At 34.0% G+C, this 21,161-nt stretch carries 20 protein-coding genes; 7 read left to right on the plus strand and 13 right to left on the minus strand.

The genetic code is table 11. The features are described 5' to 3' along the window. Window positions 1-47 precede the first annotated feature (47 nt). On the plus strand, window positions 48-1,631 hold the full coding sequence (locus B3C16_RS04155; RefSeq protein ID WP_121313620.1) for a sensor histidine kinase: 1,584 nt from the start codon (window positions 48-50) through the stop codon (window positions 1,629-1,631). An 11-nt stretch (window positions 1,632-1,642) separates the two neighbouring features. Next, on the plus strand, window positions 1,643-2,344 hold the full coding sequence (locus tag B3C16_RS04160; protein WP_121313621.1) for a response regulator transcription factor: 702 nt from the start codon (window positions 1,643-1,645) through the stop codon (window positions 2,342-2,344). Between the two features lie 138 nt (window positions 2,345-2,482). Here B3C16_RS04160 and B3C16_RS04165 read toward each other — a convergent pair whose 3' ends face one another. From B3C16_RS04165 to B3C16_RS04200, 8 genes are all read right to left on the minus strand, one after another. After that, window positions 2,483-3,220 (minus strand): acyl-[acyl-carrier-protein] thioesterase, encoded by a 738-nt coding sequence (locus B3C16_RS04165; protein WP_291129097.1) that lies wholly within the window; start codon window positions 3,218-3,220, stop codon window positions 2,483-2,485. A gap of 11 nt (window positions 3,221-3,231) precedes the next feature. Continuing rightward, complete coding sequence (gene miaA, locus B3C16_RS04170; protein WP_291129099.1) at window positions 3,232-4,167, minus strand: tRNA (adenosine(37)-N6)-dimethylallyltransferase MiaA; 936 nt, start codon at window positions 4,165-4,167, stop codon at window positions 3,232-3,234. Beyond that, window positions 4,160-4,993, minus strand: coding sequence for an ion transporter (locus tag B3C16_RS04175; RefSeq protein ID WP_121313624.1), 834 nt, complete (start codon window positions 4,991-4,993; stop codon window positions 4,160-4,162). The genes miaA and B3C16_RS04175 overlap by 8 nt, the downstream gene beginning before the upstream one ends. A 3-nt stretch (window positions 4,994-4,996) precedes the next feature. Continuing rightward, a complete protein-coding gene (locus B3C16_RS04180) occupies window positions 4,997-6,358 on the minus strand; it encodes an exonuclease domain-containing protein (RefSeq protein ID WP_291129103.1) in 1,362 nt (453 codons plus the stop codon). Between the two features lie 78 nt (window positions 6,359-6,436). After that, window positions 6,437-7,099 carry a YggS family pyridoxal phosphate-dependent enzyme gene (locus tag B3C16_RS04185; RefSeq protein ID WP_291129106.1) on the minus strand — a complete coding sequence of 221 codons (663 nt, stop codon included), beginning with the start codon at window positions 7,097-7,099 and terminating at the stop codon, window positions 6,437-6,439. Between the two features lie 11 nt (window positions 7,100-7,110). Further along, a complete protein-coding gene (locus B3C16_RS04190) occupies window positions 7,111-8,337 on the minus strand; it encodes a DUF1015 domain-containing protein (protein ID WP_291129109.1) in 1,227 nt (408 codons plus the stop codon). Window positions 8,338-8,426: 89 nt separating this feature from the next. Continuing rightward, window positions 8,427-9,314 carry a 3-hydroxyacyl-CoA dehydrogenase family protein gene (locus tag B3C16_RS04195; RefSeq protein WP_121313628.1) on the minus strand — a complete coding sequence of 296 codons (888 nt, stop codon included), beginning with the start codon at window positions 9,312-9,314 and terminating at the stop codon, window positions 8,427-8,429. 81 nt (window positions 9,315-9,395) lie between these two features. Beyond that, window positions 9,396-10,364, minus strand: coding sequence for a Gfo/Idh/MocA family protein (locus tag B3C16_RS04200; RefSeq protein ID WP_291129113.1), 969 nt, complete (start codon window positions 10,362-10,364; stop codon window positions 9,396-9,398). Between the two features lie 99 nt (window positions 10,365-10,463). On the opposite strand from B3C16_RS04200, the gene B3C16_RS04205 reads away from it, so the two are divergent. Continuing rightward, complete coding sequence (locus B3C16_RS04205; protein ID WP_121313629.1) at window positions 10,464-11,105, plus strand: protein-L-isoaspartate(D-aspartate) O-methyltransferase; 642 nt, start codon at window positions 10,464-10,466, stop codon at window positions 11,103-11,105. Between the two features lie 24 nt (window positions 11,106-11,129). After that, window positions 11,130-14,876: a transglutaminase domain-containing protein gene (locus tag B3C16_RS04210; RefSeq protein WP_291129117.1), complete on the plus strand. Its 3,747-nt coding sequence runs from the start codon at window positions 11,130-11,132 to the stop codon at window positions 14,874-14,876. A gap of 29 nt (window positions 14,877-14,905) precedes the next feature. On the opposite strand, the gene smpB is transcribed toward B3C16_RS04210, so the two are convergent. Beyond that, entirely contained in the window at window positions 14,906-15,361 is a 456-nt protein-coding gene (smpB, locus tag B3C16_RS04215; protein WP_121313631.1) for an SsrA-binding protein SmpB, read from the minus strand. Between the two features lie 153 nt (window positions 15,362-15,514). On the opposite strand from smpB, the gene B3C16_RS04220 reads away from it, so the two are divergent. Further along, window positions 15,515-16,153, plus strand: coding sequence for an outer membrane beta-barrel protein (locus B3C16_RS04220; RefSeq protein ID WP_121313632.1), 639 nt, complete (start codon window positions 15,515-15,517; stop codon window positions 16,151-16,153). An 80-nt stretch (window positions 16,154-16,233) separates the two neighbouring features. Then, window positions 16,234-16,464 (plus strand): VF530 family DNA-binding protein, encoded by a 231-nt coding sequence (locus tag B3C16_RS04225; RefSeq protein WP_121313633.1) that lies wholly within the window; start codon window positions 16,234-16,236, stop codon window positions 16,462-16,464. Here B3C16_RS04225 and B3C16_RS04230 read toward each other — a convergent pair. Genes B3C16_RS04230 through B3C16_RS04245 form a run of 4 tightly spaced genes read right to left on the minus strand, consistent with a single transcriptional unit; the run spans window position 16,461 to window position 20,629 of the window. Further along, window positions 16,461-18,002, minus strand: a complete 1,542-nt coding sequence (locus tag B3C16_RS04230) for a hypothetical protein (protein ID WP_291129122.1) — start codon at window positions 18,000-18,002, stop codon at window positions 16,461-16,463. The genes B3C16_RS04225 and B3C16_RS04230 overlap by 4 nt on opposite strands. Before the next feature lie 11 nt (window positions 18,003-18,013). Then, window positions 18,014-19,186, minus strand: a complete 1,173-nt coding sequence (locus B3C16_RS04235; RefSeq protein ID WP_291129124.1) for an ATP-binding cassette domain-containing protein — start codon at window positions 19,184-19,186, stop codon at window positions 18,014-18,016. A gap of 9 nt (window positions 19,187-19,195) precedes the next feature. Then, window positions 19,196-19,756 (minus strand): GNAT family N-acetyltransferase, encoded by a 561-nt coding sequence (locus B3C16_RS04240; protein ID WP_291129128.1) that lies wholly within the window; start codon window positions 19,754-19,756, stop codon window positions 19,196-19,198. Window positions 19,757-19,774: 18 nt separating this feature from the next. Beyond that, entirely contained in the window at window positions 19,775-20,629 is an 855-nt protein-coding gene (locus B3C16_RS04245) for an aldose 1-epimerase family protein (protein WP_291129131.1), read from the minus strand. Between the two features lie 98 nt (window positions 20,630-20,727). Between B3C16_RS04245 and B3C16_RS04250 the strand changes: the two genes are divergently transcribed. Continuing rightward, window positions 20,728-21,009 (plus strand): hypothetical protein, encoded by a 282-nt coding sequence (locus tag B3C16_RS04250; protein WP_121313638.1) that lies wholly within the window; start codon window positions 20,728-20,730, stop codon window positions 21,007-21,009. Window positions 21,010-21,161: the final 152 nt, after the last annotated feature.

The raw sequence follows: 21,161 nt of genomic DNA on the forward strand, positions 1-21,161 counted from the left end.
TGGTTAATGTATTTATTGTATAAATGTTAAAATGTTAAATTTGTTCAATGAATAAATTGTTTTTCCGAATACTAGTCATTTTAATGAGTTTGTCCTTAATCGGTATAATTCTTGTCCAAGTGTACTGGTTTAATAAGTCATTTGAAAACAATGAAGAGCAGTTTAAATTTCATGTAAAACAAGTGTTAGGGAATGTTGCCGACAAATTGCAAAAGAAAGAGCAATATACCTACTTTGAAAAATACAATAATGTAATTGACAGTACAGGTAAAGCTCCGGATAAAAGTGATTTTTTAGAGTTTGGTTATTATCAAAGAGATTCCAGAACCAACGAAACTATAGTCTATTCTAATAGCATCATCTCCGAAGATTACGGAATTACTTCATCGTTCTTTGATAAAAAAATCGATAGCCTAAGAGAAATTAAAAACTATACTTCTAAGAGAACAACCGAGATTTATAGTGATGACATCGATAATCCATCGATTAAGCAAACGCAAACTCCCGACATTAAAATTCGAAAAGAGGGTAGAACTGATTTGTTAGATAATGCCCAATTTGAATTATTTTATAAAGACATTGCAGCGTTGAGACCAATACAAGAAAGGGTTTCTAATGAAATGATGCAAAAGTTATTGTCAGAAGAGTTAAACCAATATGGGGTAAAAACCCCTTTTGAGTATAATGTTTACAGCAATGGTTTAGCTACAAAAATAAAATCAGATCGGTTCCGATACGAAAAAACGTCAACCTATTCTATTCCGATTTTTATTGATAATGACGGTAACAACAAATACCAATTGTTAATCACTTTTCCTCAGAAAAAGAAATTCTTGTTTTCTGAATTAATTGGGATTTCAATTTTATCAATAGTCTTCACCTTGATTATAATTATTGCTTATTCAAGTGCGCTGAATCAATTAATTAAACAACGTCAGATTTCTGAAATCAAAACCGATTTCATTAACAACATGACGCACGAATTCAAAACACCGATTGCCACCATCAATTTGGCTTTAGATGCTATCAAAAATCCAAAAGTGATTGATGATAAAGAGAAGATATACCGCTATCTTCAAATGATAAGAGATGAAAACAAACGAATGCACGCCCAAGTAGAGAATGTGTTGCGCATTTCTAAATTGGAGAAAAGAGAATTAGAAATTAATAAGGAATCAAATGATATCCACGGCATAATTGAAGATGCGATTGACCATGTAAATCTAATTATTGATGATCGTGGCGGAACAATAACAACGCATTTTGAGGCCACCAGAACAACCGTTTTGCTAAACGATGTTCATTTTACGAATGTATTTGTTAATATCTTAGATAACGCGATAAAATATTCTCCGGAAAATCCCGTTATAGATATATATACCGAAAACGTAAAAGAGTTTGTAATTGTCAAAATAAAAGACCAAGGAGCCGGAATGACCAAAGCGGCTCAAAAAAGAATATTTGAAAAATTTTATCGCGAACACACTGGTGATTTGCACAATGTTAAAGGTCACGGATTAGGATTGGCCTATGTAAAACGAATATTAGACGATCACAATTGTCAAATTTTTGTAGAAAGTGAAAAAGGAAAAGGAAGCACATTTATAATTAAAGTCCCACTCATAAATTAAAAAAAAATACTATGGAAGCAAATAAAAAAATACTTCTAGTCGAAGATGATCAGAACTTCGGTATCGTTCTAAGAGAATACCTAACATTAAACGATTTTGATGTTACGCTAGCCAAAAATGGTATGGAAGGTTTCGAGAAATTCAAAAAAGACAATTACGATTTGTGTATTTTGGATGTAATGATGCCATACAAAGATGGTTATACTTTGGCTAAAGAAATCAGAGAAAAAAACAAAGATGTACCGTTAATCTTCTTAACTGCAAAGTCAATGAAAGAAGACGTGATGAAAGGATACAAAGTTGGTGCGGATGATTATCTGAACAAACCTTTCGACTCTGATGTGTTGCTGATGAAAATCAAAGCCATTATCCAAAGAAAATCGGCTGAAACTAAGAATGAACCGGCTAAATTTGAATTCCAAATTGGTAATTTCCTCCTCAATTCAAAACTACGTTATTTAAAATTAGGTAATGATGAACCAATCAAATTGTCTCCAAAAGAGTCTGATTTGTTGAAAATGATGGCCATTTACGAAAACGATTTGATGCCAAGAGAGTTAGCCTTAACCAAAATTTGGAGAGAAGACAACTACTTCACTTCAAGAAGTATGGACGTTTATATCGCCAAATTGCGTAAGTATTTGAAAGAAGATCCAAACGTTGAAATCCTAAACATTCACGGTGAAGGTTTCAGACTGGTTGTTAAAAAATAATTCTAATCCTCGTCATTTTGGCGGGGATTTTTTTTAGGAGCTATTTCCGGCTTTTCACTATATCTTTTGTAGTTGTAAGGTTTTATAAACCTGACAACTACAAAAGGATGCCGTTACAATCCGGGCTAAGGCAAACTGCTAACTACAATGCAATTGCAAAGCGAAACAAGTTTTTTCCTCGCGCTCAATGGCAAAAATGATATTGTCTTCGGATGTTTTTTGTTTGATTTCAACGGTATCGTTTAGCGAAACCTCTTTCAGATAATTCATTTCGAAACTATCAATTTTTTGATGGTGAATGATAGCCAAATCGACACAATCCAAACACCATTCTAAATACTTAACACTATTGGCATGATTGACAATATCCAAATCAGAAAGCTTTACCTGATGCGTTCCTACGATTTGCATTTCGTGTTGAAAATCAATTTTGCTAAAAGGATGTAAAGTCGCTCTGTCCGCAAACTTTTCAAAATGTTCGTGTGGTAATGCCAAATTTTCAGGACGCCGCGTTTGAGTATTAAAAACGGCCCAAAAAGTTTCGCAACCAATGATTTTCTCATCGCCAATATACATTTCCATACAGCGAATCGAACGGGAATTTTCTAAAGAATTAATCCAGGTTTTAACCGTTACAACTTCTTTCCATTTTGGCAAACGACTGATTTCAACACGCATCCTACTCAAAACCCAAGCTTGATGATTGACTTGCATATCGCTGAAACTAATTCCGCCTAATTCCGCATGCAAAGCGGCTGTAAGCTGCAATATGTTGCACAAATCAGTATATTTCAAATAGCCATTAGGATAACATTGGAGAAAAGTGATTTCCCAATCCTGTTCAAGTCTAGAAGTAAAGTTTGGTGCTATTGGCATGCAATTTATTGTTAGGAGTTAGAAGTTTGGAGTTGGCGTTCTATGTGCTCAATAATCTTCTTTTTCTCCGTTTGATAATCAAACCACGTTGTGTTTTCTGTTCGTTTGAACCATGTCAATTGGCGTTTGGCAAAACGACGGGTATTTTTCTTGATTTCTTCTATGGCAAATTCTAAACCAATCTTTCCGTCAAAATAATCAAATAATTCACGATAGCCAACAGTTTGTAAAGCATTCAAATCTTTGTTCGGGTATAATTCTTTGGCTTCCACCAAAAGTCCTTCGCTAATCATCATGTCAACACGTTGGTTGATTCGGTCATACATAATTGCTCTGTCTGCTTCCAAACCAATGACAATAGGAGTGAAGTGACGTGAATTTTTCTTTTGTCCAATAAAACTTGAATACGGTTTTCCGGTTCCAATACAAACTTCTACAAACCGCTTCATGCGTTGCGGATTTTGTAACGTTTGCGGATTTTCAGCTGTCAATTTTTCGAAATAATAAACATCGAGTTCTTTTAAATTTTGCTGTAGATAATCTATCCCAAATGTTTCAAAATCAGTGTTAATTTGTATGCGTATAGCATCATCAATATCCGGAAAATCATCAAAGCCTTTTAATACCGCATCAACATACAAACCGGAACCGCCAACCATAATTTGGACACTTTTTTTTTGAAATAATTCATCTAGTTTAGCAATAGCTTCTTGCTCAAAATCACCCACAGAATACGAATCAAAAATCGATTTGTTTTGGATAAAATGATGTGTAGCGGAATTCAATTCTTCTTCGCTCGGAACGGCGGTGCCAATTTTCATTTCCTTAAAAAATTGTCGGCTGTCACAGGAAATAATATCGCAGCCAAAATGTTTAGCCAAAGCAATGCTCAAGGAAGTTTTTCCAATAGCTGTTGGGCCTATTATAGTAATAAGATAATTAGTCATTGTTAATTTTTTCGCCACAGTGATGGCAAAATTTGGCTTCTTCAGTTAAAATGGTGGTGCAATAAGGACATTTTGAAATTTCATTGGCAATCTTTTTGTTTTTCAAGCTAGAAAATTCAGCGGTTACGATTCCTGTAGGAACCGCAATGATTCCATAACCCATAATCATAATAAAAGAGGCAATGATTTGTCCTAAAGTAGTAACCGGAGCGATATCGCCATAGCCTACAGTAGTTAGTGTTACGATACACCAATAAATACTAGTCGGGATACTGGTAAAACCACTTTCTTTTCCTTCTACAACATACATCACAGCGCCTAATAATATCGAGACAATTAAAATAAAATAGACAAATACAATAATTTTGGTTCGGCTGGCTTTGATGGCCAACTTCAACTGTGATTCTTGTCCGGTGAAGTGAACCAAGTTTAGAATCCCAAATAAGCGTAATAATCTTAAAGCTCTAATGACCGATAACATTCTCGAACCCGGAAATATAAAGGACAAATACATCGGCATAATAGAAATTAAATCGACGATGCCATAAAAACTAAAAATATAAGAAAGCGGTTTTCGGTTGCACAAGATTCGAAGAATATATTCTAAGGTAAAAAAAATGGTTATGACCCATTCGGCGATTAGTATAAATTCATGGTATTTCGAGTCTAATTTTTCAACAGATTCAAGCATGACCAATAGTACGCTCAAAAGAATTACGCCCAATAAAATCAAGTCAAATAGACGACCGGCAAAAGTATTTGAACCATAAATAATGATGTAAATTTTTTGTCTGAAAAGATCGTATTTGCTCTTGATTTGTTTCATCTCCTAGAATTTTACAATTCGGATTACTTTATGACGTCGCAAATAACATTGAATAATCGTTCTTGTATCTCGGTTATTTTGCATCGGGATAATGATGTTTTTCAAGATTTCGATGTTGTTGACTTGGTAGTTTAAATCGAAGAAACAATAACCTTTGTAAATACCATTTTCTATGAGAACAGCACTGCGTTCGTTGATATTTCTACCACGATCTATAATGACCATATTGTCATTTTCAAACTTCATTTCACGGATGAATTCTTCTACGCGTGCGTTGTATTCATTGGTTGGCTCTTGATTTAAACAAGCGCCGTTGCACTCTTTTATTTTTAATTGGAAACAACCGTTTTGCGTATCGTATAAACCATTAATTTTTTGGCACAAATGATGTTCAGCCGTGATTTTATGCAAAATGTTTTTGCCTTCCTGAATCGATGTAAACGAAGTGATTTCTTTTTTGCGACCATCCGCTTTTTGAACTTTTAAGGCCAAATACCCATTTTCATCTTTTTCAACATACAATGCATATTGAAAAATAGTCTTGCGCTGGGCACGATTATAAATTGGTTTGTTTATTTTGATTTCTTCGCTTTCTTTTAATAAAGCAATTAACTCGTTACCGGTTTCTTCATAAGTTACGGCAAAAACTTCGCGCTGAATCTTCTTGCTTTTGCTTGAAGTTCCGGTGAAATGCTGGTTAATTCGCTTTTTAATATTTTTGCTTTTGCCAATATAAATCAAATCGCCTTTCTCGTTGTGAATGTAGTAAATGCCGGTTCTGTTAGGCATGCTTTCAGCAATGTCAAGTAACTTTGGCGACAATCCTTTTTTGATTTCGGCTTTGATTAAACTGATTAAGATTTCTTTTTCGACATCTTTATCCAAAATCATTTTGAACAATTTTACGGTAGCCAAAGCATCACCACTGGCACGATGTCTGTCGGTTACCGGAATTCCCAAAGACCGAACCAGTTTACCCAAACTGTAAGAAGCTTGTCCCGGAATTAATTTCTGAGACAATTCAACCGTGCAAAGTGTTGGTTTGATATAATCATAACCCAATCGATTAAATTCTGTTCGCAAAATTCTATAATCAAAAGACGCATTGTGTGCGACAACAATACAACCTTCAGTAATTTCTATAATACGCTTGGCAACTTCATAAAACTTTGGTGCAGAGCGTAGCATAGCATTATTAATTCCGGTCAATTTCACCACAAAAGGCTGAATCGGTTTTTCAGGATTGACCAAACTGATGAATTGGTCTACGATTTCGTGTCCGTCAAATTTGTAGATGGCGATTTCGGTTATGCCTTCTTCATTAAATTGACCTCCGGTAGTTTCTATGTCGAGTATTGCGTACAAAATAAGTGTTCAGTGTTCAGTTTTTAGTGTTCAGAATGAAATTCATTTTTCAAATTTTCAAATTGACACATTTTCAAATTATCTATTTCCAAATATACTACTTCCAATCCGAACCATGTTGCTTCCGCAGTCAATTGCTAATTGGTAGTCACCGGACATGCCCATGGATAGGGTTGTAGGTTGCAAGTTTTGGGTTGTAGGTTGTTTTTGTATCGAGTCAAATATCGATTTTAAATGATTGAATTCTCGTTTAATTTGTTCTTGATTATCAGTAAATGTAGCCATTCCCATTAAACCAATGACTTTAATATTTGTAAAGCTTTTAAATTCTTCTGAATTTAATAATTCTTCCAGTTCTTTTTCGTCTAAACCAAATTTGGTTTCTTCTTCAGCAATGTGAATTTGAAGTAAACAATTAATATTTTTTCGCCAACGAACCGCGTGACGGTTGATTTCTTTGAGCAATTTCAAACTATCAACACCGTGAATTAGTTTCACATACGGAACCATATATTTCACTTTATTCGATTGCACGTGACCAATCATGTGCCATTCAATATCCTTTGGCATTTGCTGCCATTTCTCGGTCATTTCCTGGATTTTGTTTTCTCCGAAAATGCGTTGGCCTGCATTGTAGGCTTCCATCAAATCGGCAACAGGTTTGGTTTTAGAAACCGCTACCAATGTTACATTTTCAGGAAGAGAAGATTTTATTTCGAGAAGATTGTCTTTAATTGACATTTGCTTTTTGATTATAATTCATAAACCATCAATCCACTTCTGAATTTAGGTTCAATATACGTACTTTTGGGTGGCATGATTAAATTGTTATCTGCTAATGCTTTGATTTCAGAGATATCCGAAGGGTAGAGCATAAAGCCTACTTCAAATTCGCCTTCGTCTACCAATTCTTTTATCGTTAGAATAGATTGCTTTCCGGGAATGTATTCAATGCGTTCATCATTTCGCAAATCTTCTATGCCTAACAAAGGTTGCAAAACTTTATCATATAAAATTTGTGCGTCTAAATTTCCTAAAATAGAATTTTCATCATTGACATTGTTTCCCTGTTTGTAAAACAAAGCATAGAAATTGCCATCGAGATACATGCCAAATTCAAACTTACTTTGCGGTTTCCAAAGTTCTTGTTCTTTGTCTTTAATGATGAAATATTCGGAGAGTTTTTCTAAAAAAATATCTTTTGAATGACCATTCAGATCGCGAATAATTCTGTTAAATTCATAGATTTTGACATTGCTTTCAGCAATCAAAAAACTCATGAAATAATTCAGATTTTCATTGCCTAAATGTTGGTCTTCATTATAAAGTAATTCCGCCGATGCTGAGCGGTGATGACCATCAGCTATATAAAGCTCAGGAATATTTTCAAATTGTTGGATTAACCAATTGATTTCTTCCTCGGTTTCTATTTTCCAAAGTTGGTGTTGCTCTTTGTTCGTGGTTGAATAATTGTAAATTGGTGTACTTTTTTTCTTTTCAGTTATCCAAGAATTTAAAGTTGCATTATCTGGATACGTAATCAAAACCGGTTCGGTATTAAAACCCGTTTGGTGCAAATAATCTTTAAAATATTCTACGCGATACTGCAATGTATCTTCGTGCTTTTTGATGACATTATTCTTGTAATCTTCAATTGAAGTGCCGGCAACTATTCCAATGAAAGACTGTGCTTTGGTTCTGATTTCATACAGAAAAAAAGCAGGTTTGTCTTCTGTCATAAAAACACCATCATCTTTGAAGTCTTGGTATTTGTGCGCTACGCCTTTAAAACGTTTGTCCAAAGTAATTTTCTGCGAATACATATACGCAGGATGAATTACATGCAAAAACGAATACGGATTAAAACTCAACCAAGCCGCTAGCTCCGCCGAACTGTAATCATCGTAGTTTCTGCAGGTGACCAATGCTACTTTATCGGGTGTTGGACGGACCGCTTTGAAAGGGATTATTTTGCTCATAATTTAACCGCAAAGGTCGCTAAGTTTTCGCAAAGGTCGGAAAGGATTAGCGTGCTTTGCATTTCCATTGCGAACTTTGCGGTTAGATTTTATTTAAATTGATTTGAAATTTTTTCAGCTTTCTTAGATTCTGAATAATCATAAAAACCTTCACCGGATTTCACACCAAGCTTTCCGGCCATAACCATATTTACTAATAGTGGGCAAGGCGCGTATTTTGGGTTTTTGAAACCGTCGTACATTACGTTCAAAATAGAAAGACAAACATCCAATCCGATGAAATCGGCTAGTTGTAACGGTCCCATGGGATGTGCCATTCCGAGTTTCATTACGGTATCAATTTCGCTTACGCCGGCAACGCCATTGTATAAAGTTTCAATAGATTCGTTAATCATTGGCATCAGAATTCTATTGGCTACAAAGCCCGGATAATCGTTGACTTCTGTTGGTGTTTTTCCTAATTTCACCGATAAGTCCATGATGATTTTCGTCACTTCGTCAGAGGTGTTGTAACCGCGGATAATTTCTACCAATTTCATAATCGGCACCGGATTCATAAAATGCATTCCGATTACTCTTTCCGGATGAACAACTTGTGCAGCGATTTGGGTAATAGAAATTGAAGAAGTGTTTGTAGCTAATATGACATTATGGTCACAGATATCACTTAGCTGCTTGAAGATGTTTAGTTTTAACGTAACGTTTTCTGTCGCTGCTTCCACCACTAAATCACAACCAACGACACCGTCTTTAATATCGGTGTAAGTGATGATGTTGCTTATGGTTTTGTGTTTGTCGTCTTCAGTAATGGTTCCTTTTGAAACCATTCGGTCAAGATTAGCCGCAATTGTGGCCATTCCTTTTTCCAAAGATTTCTCTGAAACGTCAATTAGTTTTACGGTAAAACCGCTTTGTGCAAAAGTATGAGCAATTCCGTTGCCCATCGTTCCTGCGCCTATTACAGCAATTGTATTCATTATATTGGTTTAGTTTGTTTTGATATTTAACCGCAGATTCACAAATTAAAAATAGGTAATTTGTGAATTTGTGGTAGAATTTTATTTTTCATTCATCGAATCGATAATCATATAAGCAACTCGCAAAGCTTCCGTTCCGTCTTCTAAAGTTACTACCGGAGTTCCGTTACTATTGATGGCATCGGCAAAAGTTTCCAGTTCATCCAAAATCGCATTGTTTGGTGCCACTTCAGGATTATTGAAATAAATTTGCTTCTTTTCGCCTTCCGCATTTTGTAAAATCATATCAAAATCGCCCGGAACTTCAGGTGCTTCTTTCATTCTTACGACTTCACAAACTTTGTCTAAATAATCGACAGAGATATAAGCATCCTTTTGGAAGAAACGTGACTTACGCATATTTTTCATCGAAATACGGCTCGAAGTAATATTAGCGACACAGCCGTTTTCAAATTCGATTCGGGCATTCGCAATATCAGGGGATTGACTCAAAACAGAAACACCACTGGCATGAACGGCTTTTACTTTTGATTTGACCACGCTCAAAATTGCATCGATATCATGAATCATTAAGTCTAAAACCACCGGAACATCGGTACCGCGCGGATTGAATTCGGCCAAGCGATGGGTTTCGATGAACATTGGGTTGTCTATTTGATTTTTGACGGCTGTAAAAGCAGGATTGAATCTTTCAACATGACCCACTTGTCCTTTGACATTGTATTCTTTGGCCAAAGCAATGATTTCTTCCGCTTCGGCTACTGTGGCGGAGATTGGTTTTTCTATAAAAACATGTTTCCCCGATTTGATAGACACTTTGGCACATTTATAATGCGATAGTGTAGGAGTAACGATGTCAATCACATCCACAGCGTGAATTAATTTGGCTATCGTATCAAATTGTTTGTATCCAAACTCGGCTTCGATTTTGGCTCCGTTTTCGTGATTTTCATCATAGAAACCAACGAGTTCGTATTTTTCAGATTGTTGTAGTAATCGCAAGTGTATTTTTCCGAGGTGACCGGCACCTAAAACGCCAACTTTGAGCATAGAAATGTATTTTAAACAAAAATAGAAATTAATTGATAATTGGTAATTGATAATTGATAATTTGTTTTCTATTTTTACCAAAATAAATCGCTACCTACATTGAAAGATACCAACAAACATCAAGGACTTCGAAATCAATTGGCTAAACTGCTGGAAGAAAAAGGAATTACGGATAAACATGTTTTAGATGCTATTCGTAAAATTCCGAGACATTTGTTTTTAAATTCTAGTTTTGAAGACTTTGCGTACCAAGACAAAGCATTTCCAATTGCGGCCGGACAAACCATTTCTCAACCTTATACTGTAGCTTTTCAAACCGAATTATTAAAGGTAAAGAAAGATGATAAAGTACTCGAAATCGGAACAGGTTCGGGTTATCAAACAGCGGTTTTGGTGGCGATGGGTGCCAAAGTTTATTCGGTGGAAAGACAAAATGAGCTGTTTAAAATCACTTCAGCGTTGTTGCCCAAATTAGGCATTCGCCCAAAACATTTATCGTTTGGTGACGGTTATAAAGGATTACCTAATTATGCTCCGTTTGACAGTATCATTGTAACTGCCGGCGCGCCGATTATTCCGAAACCATTGATGGCACAATTAAAAGTAGGCGGAAGATTGGTCATTCCTTTAGGCGAAGGTGACCAAGTAATGACGATGTTAATTCGTAAAAATGAAACCCAATTTGAAAAACATGAGTTTGGAGAATTCCGTTTTGTACCGTTATTGCAAGATAAAAATTAAACCAACCCTTTTTAAATCAGTATAATGAAAAAAATCCAAATTTTCTTTTTGTTATTCTCAACTTTTATGTTTGCTCAAACAGCAGAAAAGAAAGTTTGGGATTTATTACTCGCCAACAAAAGAACAGAAGCTAAAAAGCTATTTGATAAAGAATTTAAAACTACATCCGATACCAAACTGGAGTATTTTTTACTCGGAAAAATGATTGAACTCGAAAACGGGAAATTAGATTTTGATGAAACATTCATTACAACTTTGGTGAAATTTCCCGAAAGCAAATACTATTTGACTTCATTATTGAAACAACAATTTATTTTAGATGATATACAAACGGTTGGTTTTAATGATTACACCTATAAAAAGATTGATGCACTGATAGCTTCAGAGATTTTCAAAGATGATCCGGTTGTAATTTATTACAAGGCTACAGCCGACAGAAATATCAAAAATCTCGAAGGTTATAATAAATACATCAAACAATTGAATTCGATTATGAACTGGCAATTGTGTGGTGTTTTCGAAAACTTAAACGATAGTGGTATTGATATTGAGTACGAACCGGAGGTTTATCCAATTAATGACAAGTTATTTGATGCGAACAGTAACGGTAAAATTGGTTGGTATAATCCAAAAATAATACAAAATGAAGGTTATCATACTTTTTCTAATGAAGATGAATATGGCAACGGAATAATGTATTCGCAAGTGTTTGTTGAAAATCCGATAGAGCAGGAAGTTGTGTTAAATTTCGGAATGAGTTCGTCGTTGAAAATATTTATAAATGACACTGAAGTTTATGTTAATACTTTGAACAAACTATCTGATTTGAATGCCTTCAAGTTAAAAGTTAAATTGCCGAAAGGGATGAATAGAATTTTGGTTAAGTCTTCAATTGCTGGAGGAAACAACTACTTCATTCTTTCGTTAACAGATGCAAAAAACAAAAAAATAGATAGTTTAGTTTATCATAATACATATAAAGAGTATACAAAATCAACATTTCAATCTTTACAAGTGGAAGAATTGACTCCTGATTATGAAATTTTTTTGGCACAAAAAATAAAAGAAAATCCAACGAACGTGTTTTATAAATTCATGTTGTACGATGCTTATATTCATAACAAAAAATTAGAACTGGCTCACGATCTTATTGACGAGTTAAACACCATGTATCCTAATAGTTCCATTGTGAAAACAAGAATCAGTCAATACTATTCTTATAAAGATGATACCGCCAAAGTTAATGAAATTGTAAAAAATCTTGAACTTCAAGATCCAGAATATTATTATACTATTGCCACTAAAGCAATAGATAGCGAGTGGTTAAAATCTGCAAGTATTGCAGAACTGGAAAAGATGCGAGACAATGCCAAGAAATTGACTTCACCGGTTTTTGGTTACTTGTTTGATTTTTTAATCAATGCTCGAAATTCGAATGTTCAAGCTATGATGAAAAACGCAGAAGAAATTATGAGTATATCGCACAACAGCGAGTTTTATGTGACCACTTTTGCACCATTATATGATTCTTTAGAAAAAAACAAAGAGAAAACTATCAAAATGCTTGAAGATTTGGTTAATAAAAAAGACAATTTCAAAGCTATGGCTGCATTGATCAGATATTATAGAGAGGCAAACAGAAAGGAAGACATAAAGCGTTTATTTATCGAACGAAAAAATTGTTATCCTTATTTTACCGGAGTTGCTTCGGATTACATCAATATACTTATCGAAGAGAAGAAGTATGCTGAAGCATTGGTAGAAATTGATAATTCATTGGCGCTTTATCCGTATTCTTTCTATTTAATGGAACGAAAGGGAATGGTATACAATTATATGTCAAATTTGAAAGAAGCGGAAAAGTACATGAGAAAATCATTGGAATACAATCCTGAAAACAGCAATCTGAGAAAACAATTGTATGACATTACCAAAACACCCGATGAGATTGAGGAAATTGATGTAAAAGACAAATACAAAATAATCAAAGAAAGAAGAAATTCTAAATTGAAAAGCGATTATGGAGTGGTTACCTTATTAGATGAATACATTGTTAATATTTTACCTGAAGGTGGAAGAAAATCGAAAGTAGTTCTTATTTATGAAATTACCGCTGAAAATGGAATTGAGGAAATGAAAGAATACCATTTAAATACTTATGGCATTACACTTCAAAAATCAGAAATCGTAAATACTGACGGTACGGTTGTACCAGCAGAAGAAGGCTCTGAAACATTGGTTTTTCCTAATTTGAAAGTTGGTGATGTTATTTACATCGAGTATGAATCGTTTAGCAATTCGACAGGAAGATTCTATAAAGACTTTAACTTAGATTGTTATTTCAATAGTACTTATCCTTCGGTTGAAGCTGTTTTTGCTATTATCAATCCGGAAAACATTAAATATTCTTCTAAATTAAATAATGGAAACATTACACCGGTTGTCAAAAAAATAAACAATAAGATCTGTCATATATGGAAAAGAAACAATATTCCAGCGATGCCTTTATTGGAACCGTTCTCCAAAAATTTTACCGATTTAACCAATACTATTAATATTAGTTCTATAAAATCTTGGAAAGAAATTTCGAATTGGTATGCTGATTTGGTTAAAAAAACATTGACTTTAGATAAAATAACTAAAACCACTTTTGACGGTATATTCCCAAATGGAGTAAACGGTATGTCACAAGAAGCTATTGCTAAAAAGATTTATGCTTACATAGAAGACAATATCAAGTACAGTTCACAAGATTTCAGACAAAGTGGTTATGTTCCGCAAAAGCCGTCTAAAACCATTACAACTAAATTAGGGGATTGCAAAGATGTATCAACACTTTTTGTTGCTTTGTCTCAATTGGCCGGATTAAAATCAAATTTGGTTTTGGTTTCTACCAATGAAAATAGCGCACACATGATGTCTTTACCTTCTAAAGATTTCAACCATTGTATCGTCAAAACTATCATTGACGGAAAAGAAGTATTCTTAGAATTAACCGATAAATTTTTGCCTTTCAAAGCGTTACCAATGTCATTGTACAAAGCAAATGCTTTAGTAATTTCATTTGATAAAACTGAAAATGAAAAAGCATCAATAATTGAAATTCCGTTTGATAATGCTATTGTAAACGGCTTGAGTTCAACTAGTATTGTTCATGTTACGGATACTGATATTAGTTATGTGAGTACTCACATTGTAAAAGGTGCCAATAAGTCTTATTACAATGAATTATTTTCCAATTCAACTACGGAAGATGTACGCAAAAAAGATTTGGAAGAGCAATTTAGTTCCAAAATCAAAAAGGGAATCAAACTCCAATCTGTTAAAGTGATAAAAAATGACACTTTTGAAGATGCAATTGAATTTGAGACCCAATTAAAACTCAGTGAAAAAATTAAGAGTGTCGGCAATTTAAAAATAACAGATATTCCTTTTGTAGAAAGAGTTTACACACGTGACATTATAGCTCAAGAAGCCAGAAATTATGACATCAAATATATTTCTTATGAAAATAATATTGACTATAACTCAACAATTTTTCTTAATGTTCCGGAAGGTAAAAAATTCACCGAGATTCCTGAAAGTAAAGCTTATAACTATAAAGACCACAATTATTCTATCAACTTTGAATTGGTTAAACCAAATTCTTTGAAAATTGTTAGAACAGTAAAAACGCCTTGGGATGATATCAATGTAGCTGATTATCCGGAATACAAAAAATACCTCGAAGAAGTACTCGCTACAGAAGAGCAAGTCGTAGGTTTCAAATAACAGAAAAATCCACCCAAAAGGTGGATTTTTTATTTGAATTCTTTTTTAATACGATCAATATCACGTTTCGTATCTTGTTCTTTTAAACTTTCGCGTTTGTCATAGGTTTTCTTTCCTCGGCAAAGTCCGATATCCAATTTGGCCATTCCTTTTTCATTGGTAAATAACTTCAGTGGAATAATGGTCAAGCCCTTAGTATCCATAGCTCTTTCGAGTTTTTTTAACTCGCGTTTATTCAACAACAATTTGCGTTCGCTTTTGGCTTTATGGTTGAATTGATTACCATACAAGTATTCATCAATTTGCGTATTGATAGCAAATAATTCTCCGTTGTGAAATTCACAAAATCCTTCTGTAATATTGGCTTTACCCAAACGAATCGATTTGATTTCGGTTCCGGTTAAAACAATACCCGCTGTGTAAGTTTCGATTATTTCGTAATCGAACCTTGCACGTTTGTTAAGTATGTTTATCGTTTTCAACATCGGATGGCAAATGTAATAAACAAATGCCTAATTATTTTCAGAAATGGGGACGAAATTATCAATAAAAAAAATGTTTAAACAATGATTTATATCAGTTTTTGGGCTAATTCTTCCGACTAATTTTGGGGTATAATTTTAAACTAACAAATCAAAATGAAAAAATTATTATTAGTAGCAGGATTAGCCATTTTTAGTTTAACTGCTCAAGCACAAGAAAAAAGTAAAGGATTAGAAGGCGCATGGTGGGCAACTTCACAATTTGGTTACCAACAGACAAAAGAGGGTGATACAAAAGGGACTAATTTAACCGTTTTACCTTTGGTAGGTTATTTTGTTTCTCCATCTGTAACTGTTGGCGCCGGTGTTGGGATGATCAACATCAAATCTGAAACTGGTTCTACAACAAATGCCAATACAAATCTAGTTGTGTTTGAACCATTGGTTAGAAAATACTGGAATGTAGCCGGAAATCTTTACTTTTTTGGTCAATTGGCAACACCAATTATCTCAGGAAAGGAAAAAGAATCAGATACTAAAGTGACCCAATTTGGTGTAGCGATGTCTGGTGGTTTTGATTTTTTTGTTACTAAAAACTTCTCAGTTGAGTTTTCTTATGATTTAGCCAACTTTACATCAACAACTATTAAGCCTGATAGTGGCGATAAAACAACCGTTAACAATTTTTCAATTGCACACGTAGCTACTCCGGATCAAGCTTATGTTAATTTACTTGGTGGAAGTGCTCCAAACTTAACCACTCCGTTATCTTTCGGATTTAAGTTTATATTTTAAAATTATCGTTTGCCCCAATTTTTTTGGGTTGAAAGACCGTCACTTGTTAAAAAGTGACGGTTTTTTTATATTTTTATCCCATGCAAAAAACCTCTTCAAAAGATCCACTTCATGGTGTTACTCTTCAAAAAATAGTGGAACAATTGGTCGACTATTATGGCTTTGATACTTTAGGCGAATTGATCAATATCAAATGCTTTAATAGCAATCCGAGTATTAAATCAAGTTTAACTTTTTTACGAAAAACCGATTGGGCCAGAAAACAAGTGGAAGCGCTCTACATCAAAACCCTTCCTAAGTTTTCCAGTTAGCTATCAGCCAAAGCTCGCCAAGCTTTAATTTTTATTGAAAAGAACGCCATCATTAAGAAAATGAATCCAAAGTTTATCATTAGCATTAGATCATCATTGTCTTTCAAGAATTTTAATGTTGGATGATTTTCATATTTGAATCCGGCTCTGTAGTAACCACAGGTATATCTCATTATCTGTAATGTGACCGTATAAACCAGCGGTATGAATGCTGGAAATAACCACAATAATGCATTAAGCGTAATGCCTGAAATACCTTTTTTTGTCTTATTTGCTATTACTATTATGAAATACCCGAATAAGACCAAAGTGATAATTAACAATGCCCATATGTAAAAATATTCTGAAGAAGAAAGCGCAGCAGCTATTCCGAGTAAGATGTTTAAAACGCCCATGCTGACCAGCGCAATTAACCAATTCCGTCCTGAAGTCGCTTTGAATGAAAACACTACAATTGACAAGCCCATCGCAAAATAAAGAAAGATTAAAAACATTTCTGAGGTTACTGATGAATTGACATAAGTGTCAGCAATTTTTTGGTAATTGTATTCTAATTGATCCGCAGGAATATAAGTTTTATAATAAACATATTTGTCTCTACCAATTACTTTCAAATACTCATTAATAGAATCGATTTTGCCTTTTTGAAGTGGTACAGCCGTTACTGCTTCTGTAGCATATTGATCGTAATTATCATAGTCATAGTTATAATCTCCATTGTTATAGAAATCTTTAACTCGCTTGGCAATAACCCTTTTTTGTTCAAATTCAGGGAAATTGTAAACTAAAGAAAACCATTGATTTTCATCTATGTTGGAAACCAATTGGTGTTCTTTTACCATGTCAAAATAGTTTTTCATCACGGCTTTGACAGAATCTTTGTTGTCATTTACCAACCAACTTTTGACTTTGACTTTGGTGATCGAATCCCATTTTGCATCAAAAAAAGAATAATTTTCAATGTCTTTGTTAAGTAATGAATTTAGAGGATATTTTTTGTCCTTGAAAAGCATGTAATCCAACACGACATAATGTGTAGAATCATTAATGAACCTTTTTTCTGTTTTGGCTTCGTCATAATTTTGACCATAAAAAATACTGGCTTTGCTTAAAGTTTCGCAGCGTTTTTTGGCTTCATTTTCAGAATAATAGCTTTTGATTCTTAAATCACAACCCAACTCATAAGTAAGCGCAAAGGTGCTCACTAGAAATGAAATCAATAAAATCAGACACCATTCTTTAAATAATGAAAAATCCCCTTTTGGATAAAAGGCCTTGAAAGCATTATTTTTAAAGTAATAGACCAGCCAAATAACAAAGGTTAGAAAAGAGATTAAGACACTAAAAAAGATGATAGCACCTTCATTACTAGAGTTGTAGTTTTGTTCCGTTTCATTGAAATTTAAAGCGCCATCGATATAGCCAATCACCAGAAAGATGACATGCATTACTACTAAGAAACAAGTTAAAGGCACCGCTTTTGTATTCCAAAGCAATGGATAATTCAGTAGTAAATATTTTTGAGTTTTTTTGAACATAAGAAATGGCTTTAGGAAACGAAAAATCTTCGGGTTGAGTTGGATATATTTCTAAAATAGAGTAGTGGCACTTTATTTTCTGCTATGATTTTAAGAAAATCGTGTACGGAAACACTATCAGAAAACGTAATGATGAAAGTGCCGCCATTAAACTGAATGGAGACCATTCCGTGTTTGTTAAACAAGTCGCCTAATTCATTTTGTGCCCAACTGCTTTCAAATTCGATGACCAAATGATTAACGACTGCTTTTGCTTGGCTGTCAACTTCTGCCATTTTGCTTTGGTGAAGATTCTTTTGCACACCATTTTTCAGGAAGATTACTTGATCGGAAGTTTTTTCAACTTCATACAACTGTTGCGAACTTAACACAATTCCTAAAGGTCGAAACGGCGATTTGGCAATCGACTTGAAATCTTCTAAAACCGTTTGTTGCGCGATGATATCTAAGTTGGCCAAAGGTTCGTCAATCAATAATATTTTTGGTTTTCTGAGTAGCATTCTCGCCAGTTCAAAACGCATTTTGTAGCCGGATGACAAGCTTTTCCAACTATGATTTTTAAATTTTCGCAAACCTAAACGAGCAATGATTAGTTCTACAACCAATTCATTTTCTTCAGGATTATAACCATAAGTTACGGCGGCAAACTGCAAATTTTCAAGCATTGAACCATACCAAGTATCCGTTCGTTGCGGAATGTAAACCAACTTGGTTCTCAAGTCATAAGTATCTTTGTAATCAAAATGATATTTCAAATCACCATGAGTCGCATGCAATTCACCACAAAGTGTTCGAAGTAAAGTGGTTTTTCCGTTACCGTTTTCACCAACTAAGCCCAGAATTTCTCCTTGCTTAAGTTCCATGTCAATTGGTCCAAGTGCAAATCTCGCATTTCCATACGATTTGACAATGGCTTTAGTAGAAACCAAAGTATCTCTATCAGCTAATGGTTTTCGCGATAAATGGGAATGCAAATCATTTAAAATCGTTTCGTATTTTTCTTTTTTGGTTTCGATTGTGTTTTCATTGGCATCAACCCAATCTAAAAAATGCAATGTCTTTTTATAATGATTGATGTCTTCAGTATCTAGCGTTAAATCAATGATTCTTTTGGTTAGGATGGTGTAGTCTTCAAACTTTAAAAAGTTGAGTAACTCCTGAAATTGCTTTTCAAATTCGTTCATGTAATGGTGTTATTTTTTAAAGTTTCGTTTTAATAAAGAATAGATAACAGTGTCCCAAAATTTTCCTTCCCACAACTCATTTTCGAGAATATGAGCTTCTTTGACAAAGCCGTTTTTTTGCAAAACCCTTTCCGATGCCGTGTTTCCGGGATCAATTACCGCTTCAATAGAATGCAGGTTCATTTGTTCAAAACCATATTCTACAACGGCTTTTATCGCTTCGGTGATATAACCTTTGCCATTGTATTCTGGTAACGACATATAACCAATTTCTGCCCGATGATTTTCGGGTTGGATTCGGTAATGGCCTATGATACCAATAATTTTGTTGCTTCCTTTGATAGTGATTCCCCAATTGATACCGGTATTGTTTTCGATTTTTTCTTCAATCATAGCAATATGTACCAGCGCCTCTTCTTTGGTTTTGGCCAAAGGTCTCGGAATGTATTTCATGGTTTCAGGATTGCCGCGAAGGGCTAAAACTTCCTCAACATCATTTTGGTCAATTCGGCGCAAGAGTAATCGTTCGGTTTCAATATTTTGAAAGGGATGAAAATTAATGGTAAGCATAAATTCGTTTTTGTAAATTTATACAATTTCTACACTAAAAGTATACGCTGTGTCAGAATTACTTTCCAATAATTTTACGCCTTCTTTTTCGAGTATGTTTCCATTAGCGTTTATAGTATCAGCATAGCCTAACCAAGGTTCGAGACAGATAAATGGCGCGTTTAATTTGGTCCAAATGCCGAGATTAGGAAAATTATCGAACTTGAAATTTAAAATAGGATTGTTGTTTTCAAGAATTTGAATTTGTTTGGATTGTAATGATTTAAATACCAAAGCATCTTTTTCGAACAAAGAATAGGTGAGTGGCAATTGATCATTTTTCAATTGAATACATTGCGTTTTATCCGAAAGTAAATCATTTTCCAATCCATAACTGATCAACTTTTCACCTGATTCAAATTGTAGAGTATAGTTTTCGAATTTACCCTTTAAAGCAAAAGCCGGATGACCGCCGATAGAAAAAGGCATCGTTTCTGAACTGTTGTTGATTACTTTATAAGTAACAATTAACTCTGTTTTTTTTAAGGTATAAATGAGTTGTAACTCAAATTGGAATGGATAAATGTTAAAAGTTTCAAGAGTGTTTTGTAAAGAAAAAACTACTTTGTTTTTTTCTTGCGAGACAATATTAAAATCAAAATCTCTGGCAAATCCATGTCGAGATAGGAAGTAAATCTTGTCTTTATATTGGTAAGAATTATTTTTTAAAGTACCAACAATCGGGAATAGTACAGGTGAGTGTTTGCCCCAAAAATAAGGGTCTCCTTCCCAAATGTATTCTTTTTTTGTTTTAAGGGATTGTAACGAAATAAGTTCAGCGCCTTTATGGTTTATAGTTACAGACAGTATTGAATTTGAGAGAGTTGTAGTCAAAATTAATTAAGCTTTTTTTTGTAAATGTTTGGTTAGCAAATATATTTTATTAATTTTATTCTGCCCATAAATCTATTTACAAACTTAATCTTAGCATTATGAAACCCAACTTTGAATCTATCGAGAAGGAGACTATTCAGCTTCTTTCCTTTCCTCAATCCGACGTACTTGATAACAGTGAAGAAATCCAACAAAGACATTTAGATTTGCATAGAGCTTTGGCTTTAGGCAATTTGGAACATTCGAAAATCAGAATTTATTTTGAGGACAATCAATCTAAAAAAGTGGTAGAAACTACTGTTTGGGCTGTTACAGACCAAAGAGTTATTTTAAAACAAGGCCATTCAATACCGATTAATAGGATTTACAAATCTGCTTAATACTTTTTCATTTTTATAGAAAATATAAACCATTCTTCGGAGTGGTTTTTTTATTTACAAAAGAGAAACTAAAAATATCGACGAAATGCATAATAGTAAGAAAATATCTTATTAAATTTATATAATAGTGTATTTCAACGATTTTATTTGTA

It is taken from the genome of Flavobacterium sp. UBA7682 (assembly GCF_002482945.1).
Lineage (GTDB): Bacteria > Bacteroidota > Bacteroidia > Flavobacteriales > Flavobacteriaceae > Flavobacterium.

Coding starts and splice junctions, on each gene's coding strand:
- B3C16_RS04220 (WP_121313632.1), top strand. CDS start 15,515: ATGAAAAAATTATTATTAGTAGCAGGATTAGCCATTTTTAGTTTAACT.
- B3C16_RS04230 (WP_291129122.1), bottom strand. CDS start 18,002: ATGTTCAAAAAAACTCAAAAATATTTACTACTGAATTATCCATTGCTT.
- B3C16_RS04195 (WP_121313628.1), bottom strand. CDS start 9,314: ATGAATACAATTGCTGTAATAGGCGCAGGAACGATGGGCAACGGAATT.
- B3C16_RS04225 (WP_121313633.1), top strand. CDS start 16,234: ATGCAAAAAACCTCTTCAAAAGATCCACTTCATGGTGTTACTCTTCAA.
- B3C16_RS04165 (WP_291129097.1), bottom strand. CDS start 3,220: ATGCCAATAGCACCAAACTTTACTTCTAGACTTGAACAGGATTGGGAA.
- B3C16_RS04240 (WP_291129128.1), bottom strand. CDS start 19,756: ATGCTTACCATTAATTTTCATCCCTTTCAAAATATTGAAACCGAACGA.
- B3C16_RS04200 (WP_291129113.1), bottom strand. CDS start 10,364: ATGCTCAAAGTTGGCGTTTTAGGTGCCGGTCACCTCGGAAAAATACAC.
- B3C16_RS04155 (WP_121313620.1), top strand. CDS start 48: ATGAATAAATTGTTTTTCCGAATACTAGTCATTTTAATGAGTTTGTCC.
- B3C16_RS04210 (WP_291129117.1), top strand. CDS start 11,130: ATGAAAAAAATCCAAATTTTCTTTTTGTTATTCTCAACTTTTATGTTT.
- B3C16_RS04160 (WP_121313621.1), top strand. CDS start 1,643: ATGGAAGCAAATAAAAAAATACTTCTAGTCGAAGATGATCAGAACTTC.
- smpB (WP_121313631.1), bottom strand. CDS start 15,361: ATGTTGAAAACGATAAACATACTTAACAAACGTGCAAGGTTCGATTAC.
- B3C16_RS04235 (WP_291129124.1), bottom strand. CDS start 19,186: ATGAACGAATTTGAAAAGCAATTTCAGGAGTTACTCAACTTTTTAAAG.
- B3C16_RS04175 (WP_121313624.1), bottom strand. CDS start 4,993: ATGAAACAAATCAAGAGCAAATACGATCTTTTCAGACAAAAAATTTAC.
- B3C16_RS04250 (WP_121313638.1), top strand. CDS start 20,728: ATGAAACCCAACTTTGAATCTATCGAGAAGGAGACTATTCAGCTTCTT.
- B3C16_RS04190 (WP_291129109.1), bottom strand. CDS start 8,337: ATGAGCAAAATAATCCCTTTCAAAGCGGTCCGTCCAACACCCGATAAA.
- B3C16_RS04185 (WP_291129106.1), bottom strand. CDS start 7,099: ATGTCAATTAAAGACAATCTTCTCGAAATAAAATCTTCTCTTCCTGAA.
- miaA (WP_291129099.1), bottom strand. CDS start 4,167: ATGACTAATTATCTTATTACTATAATAGGCCCAACAGCTATTGGAAAA.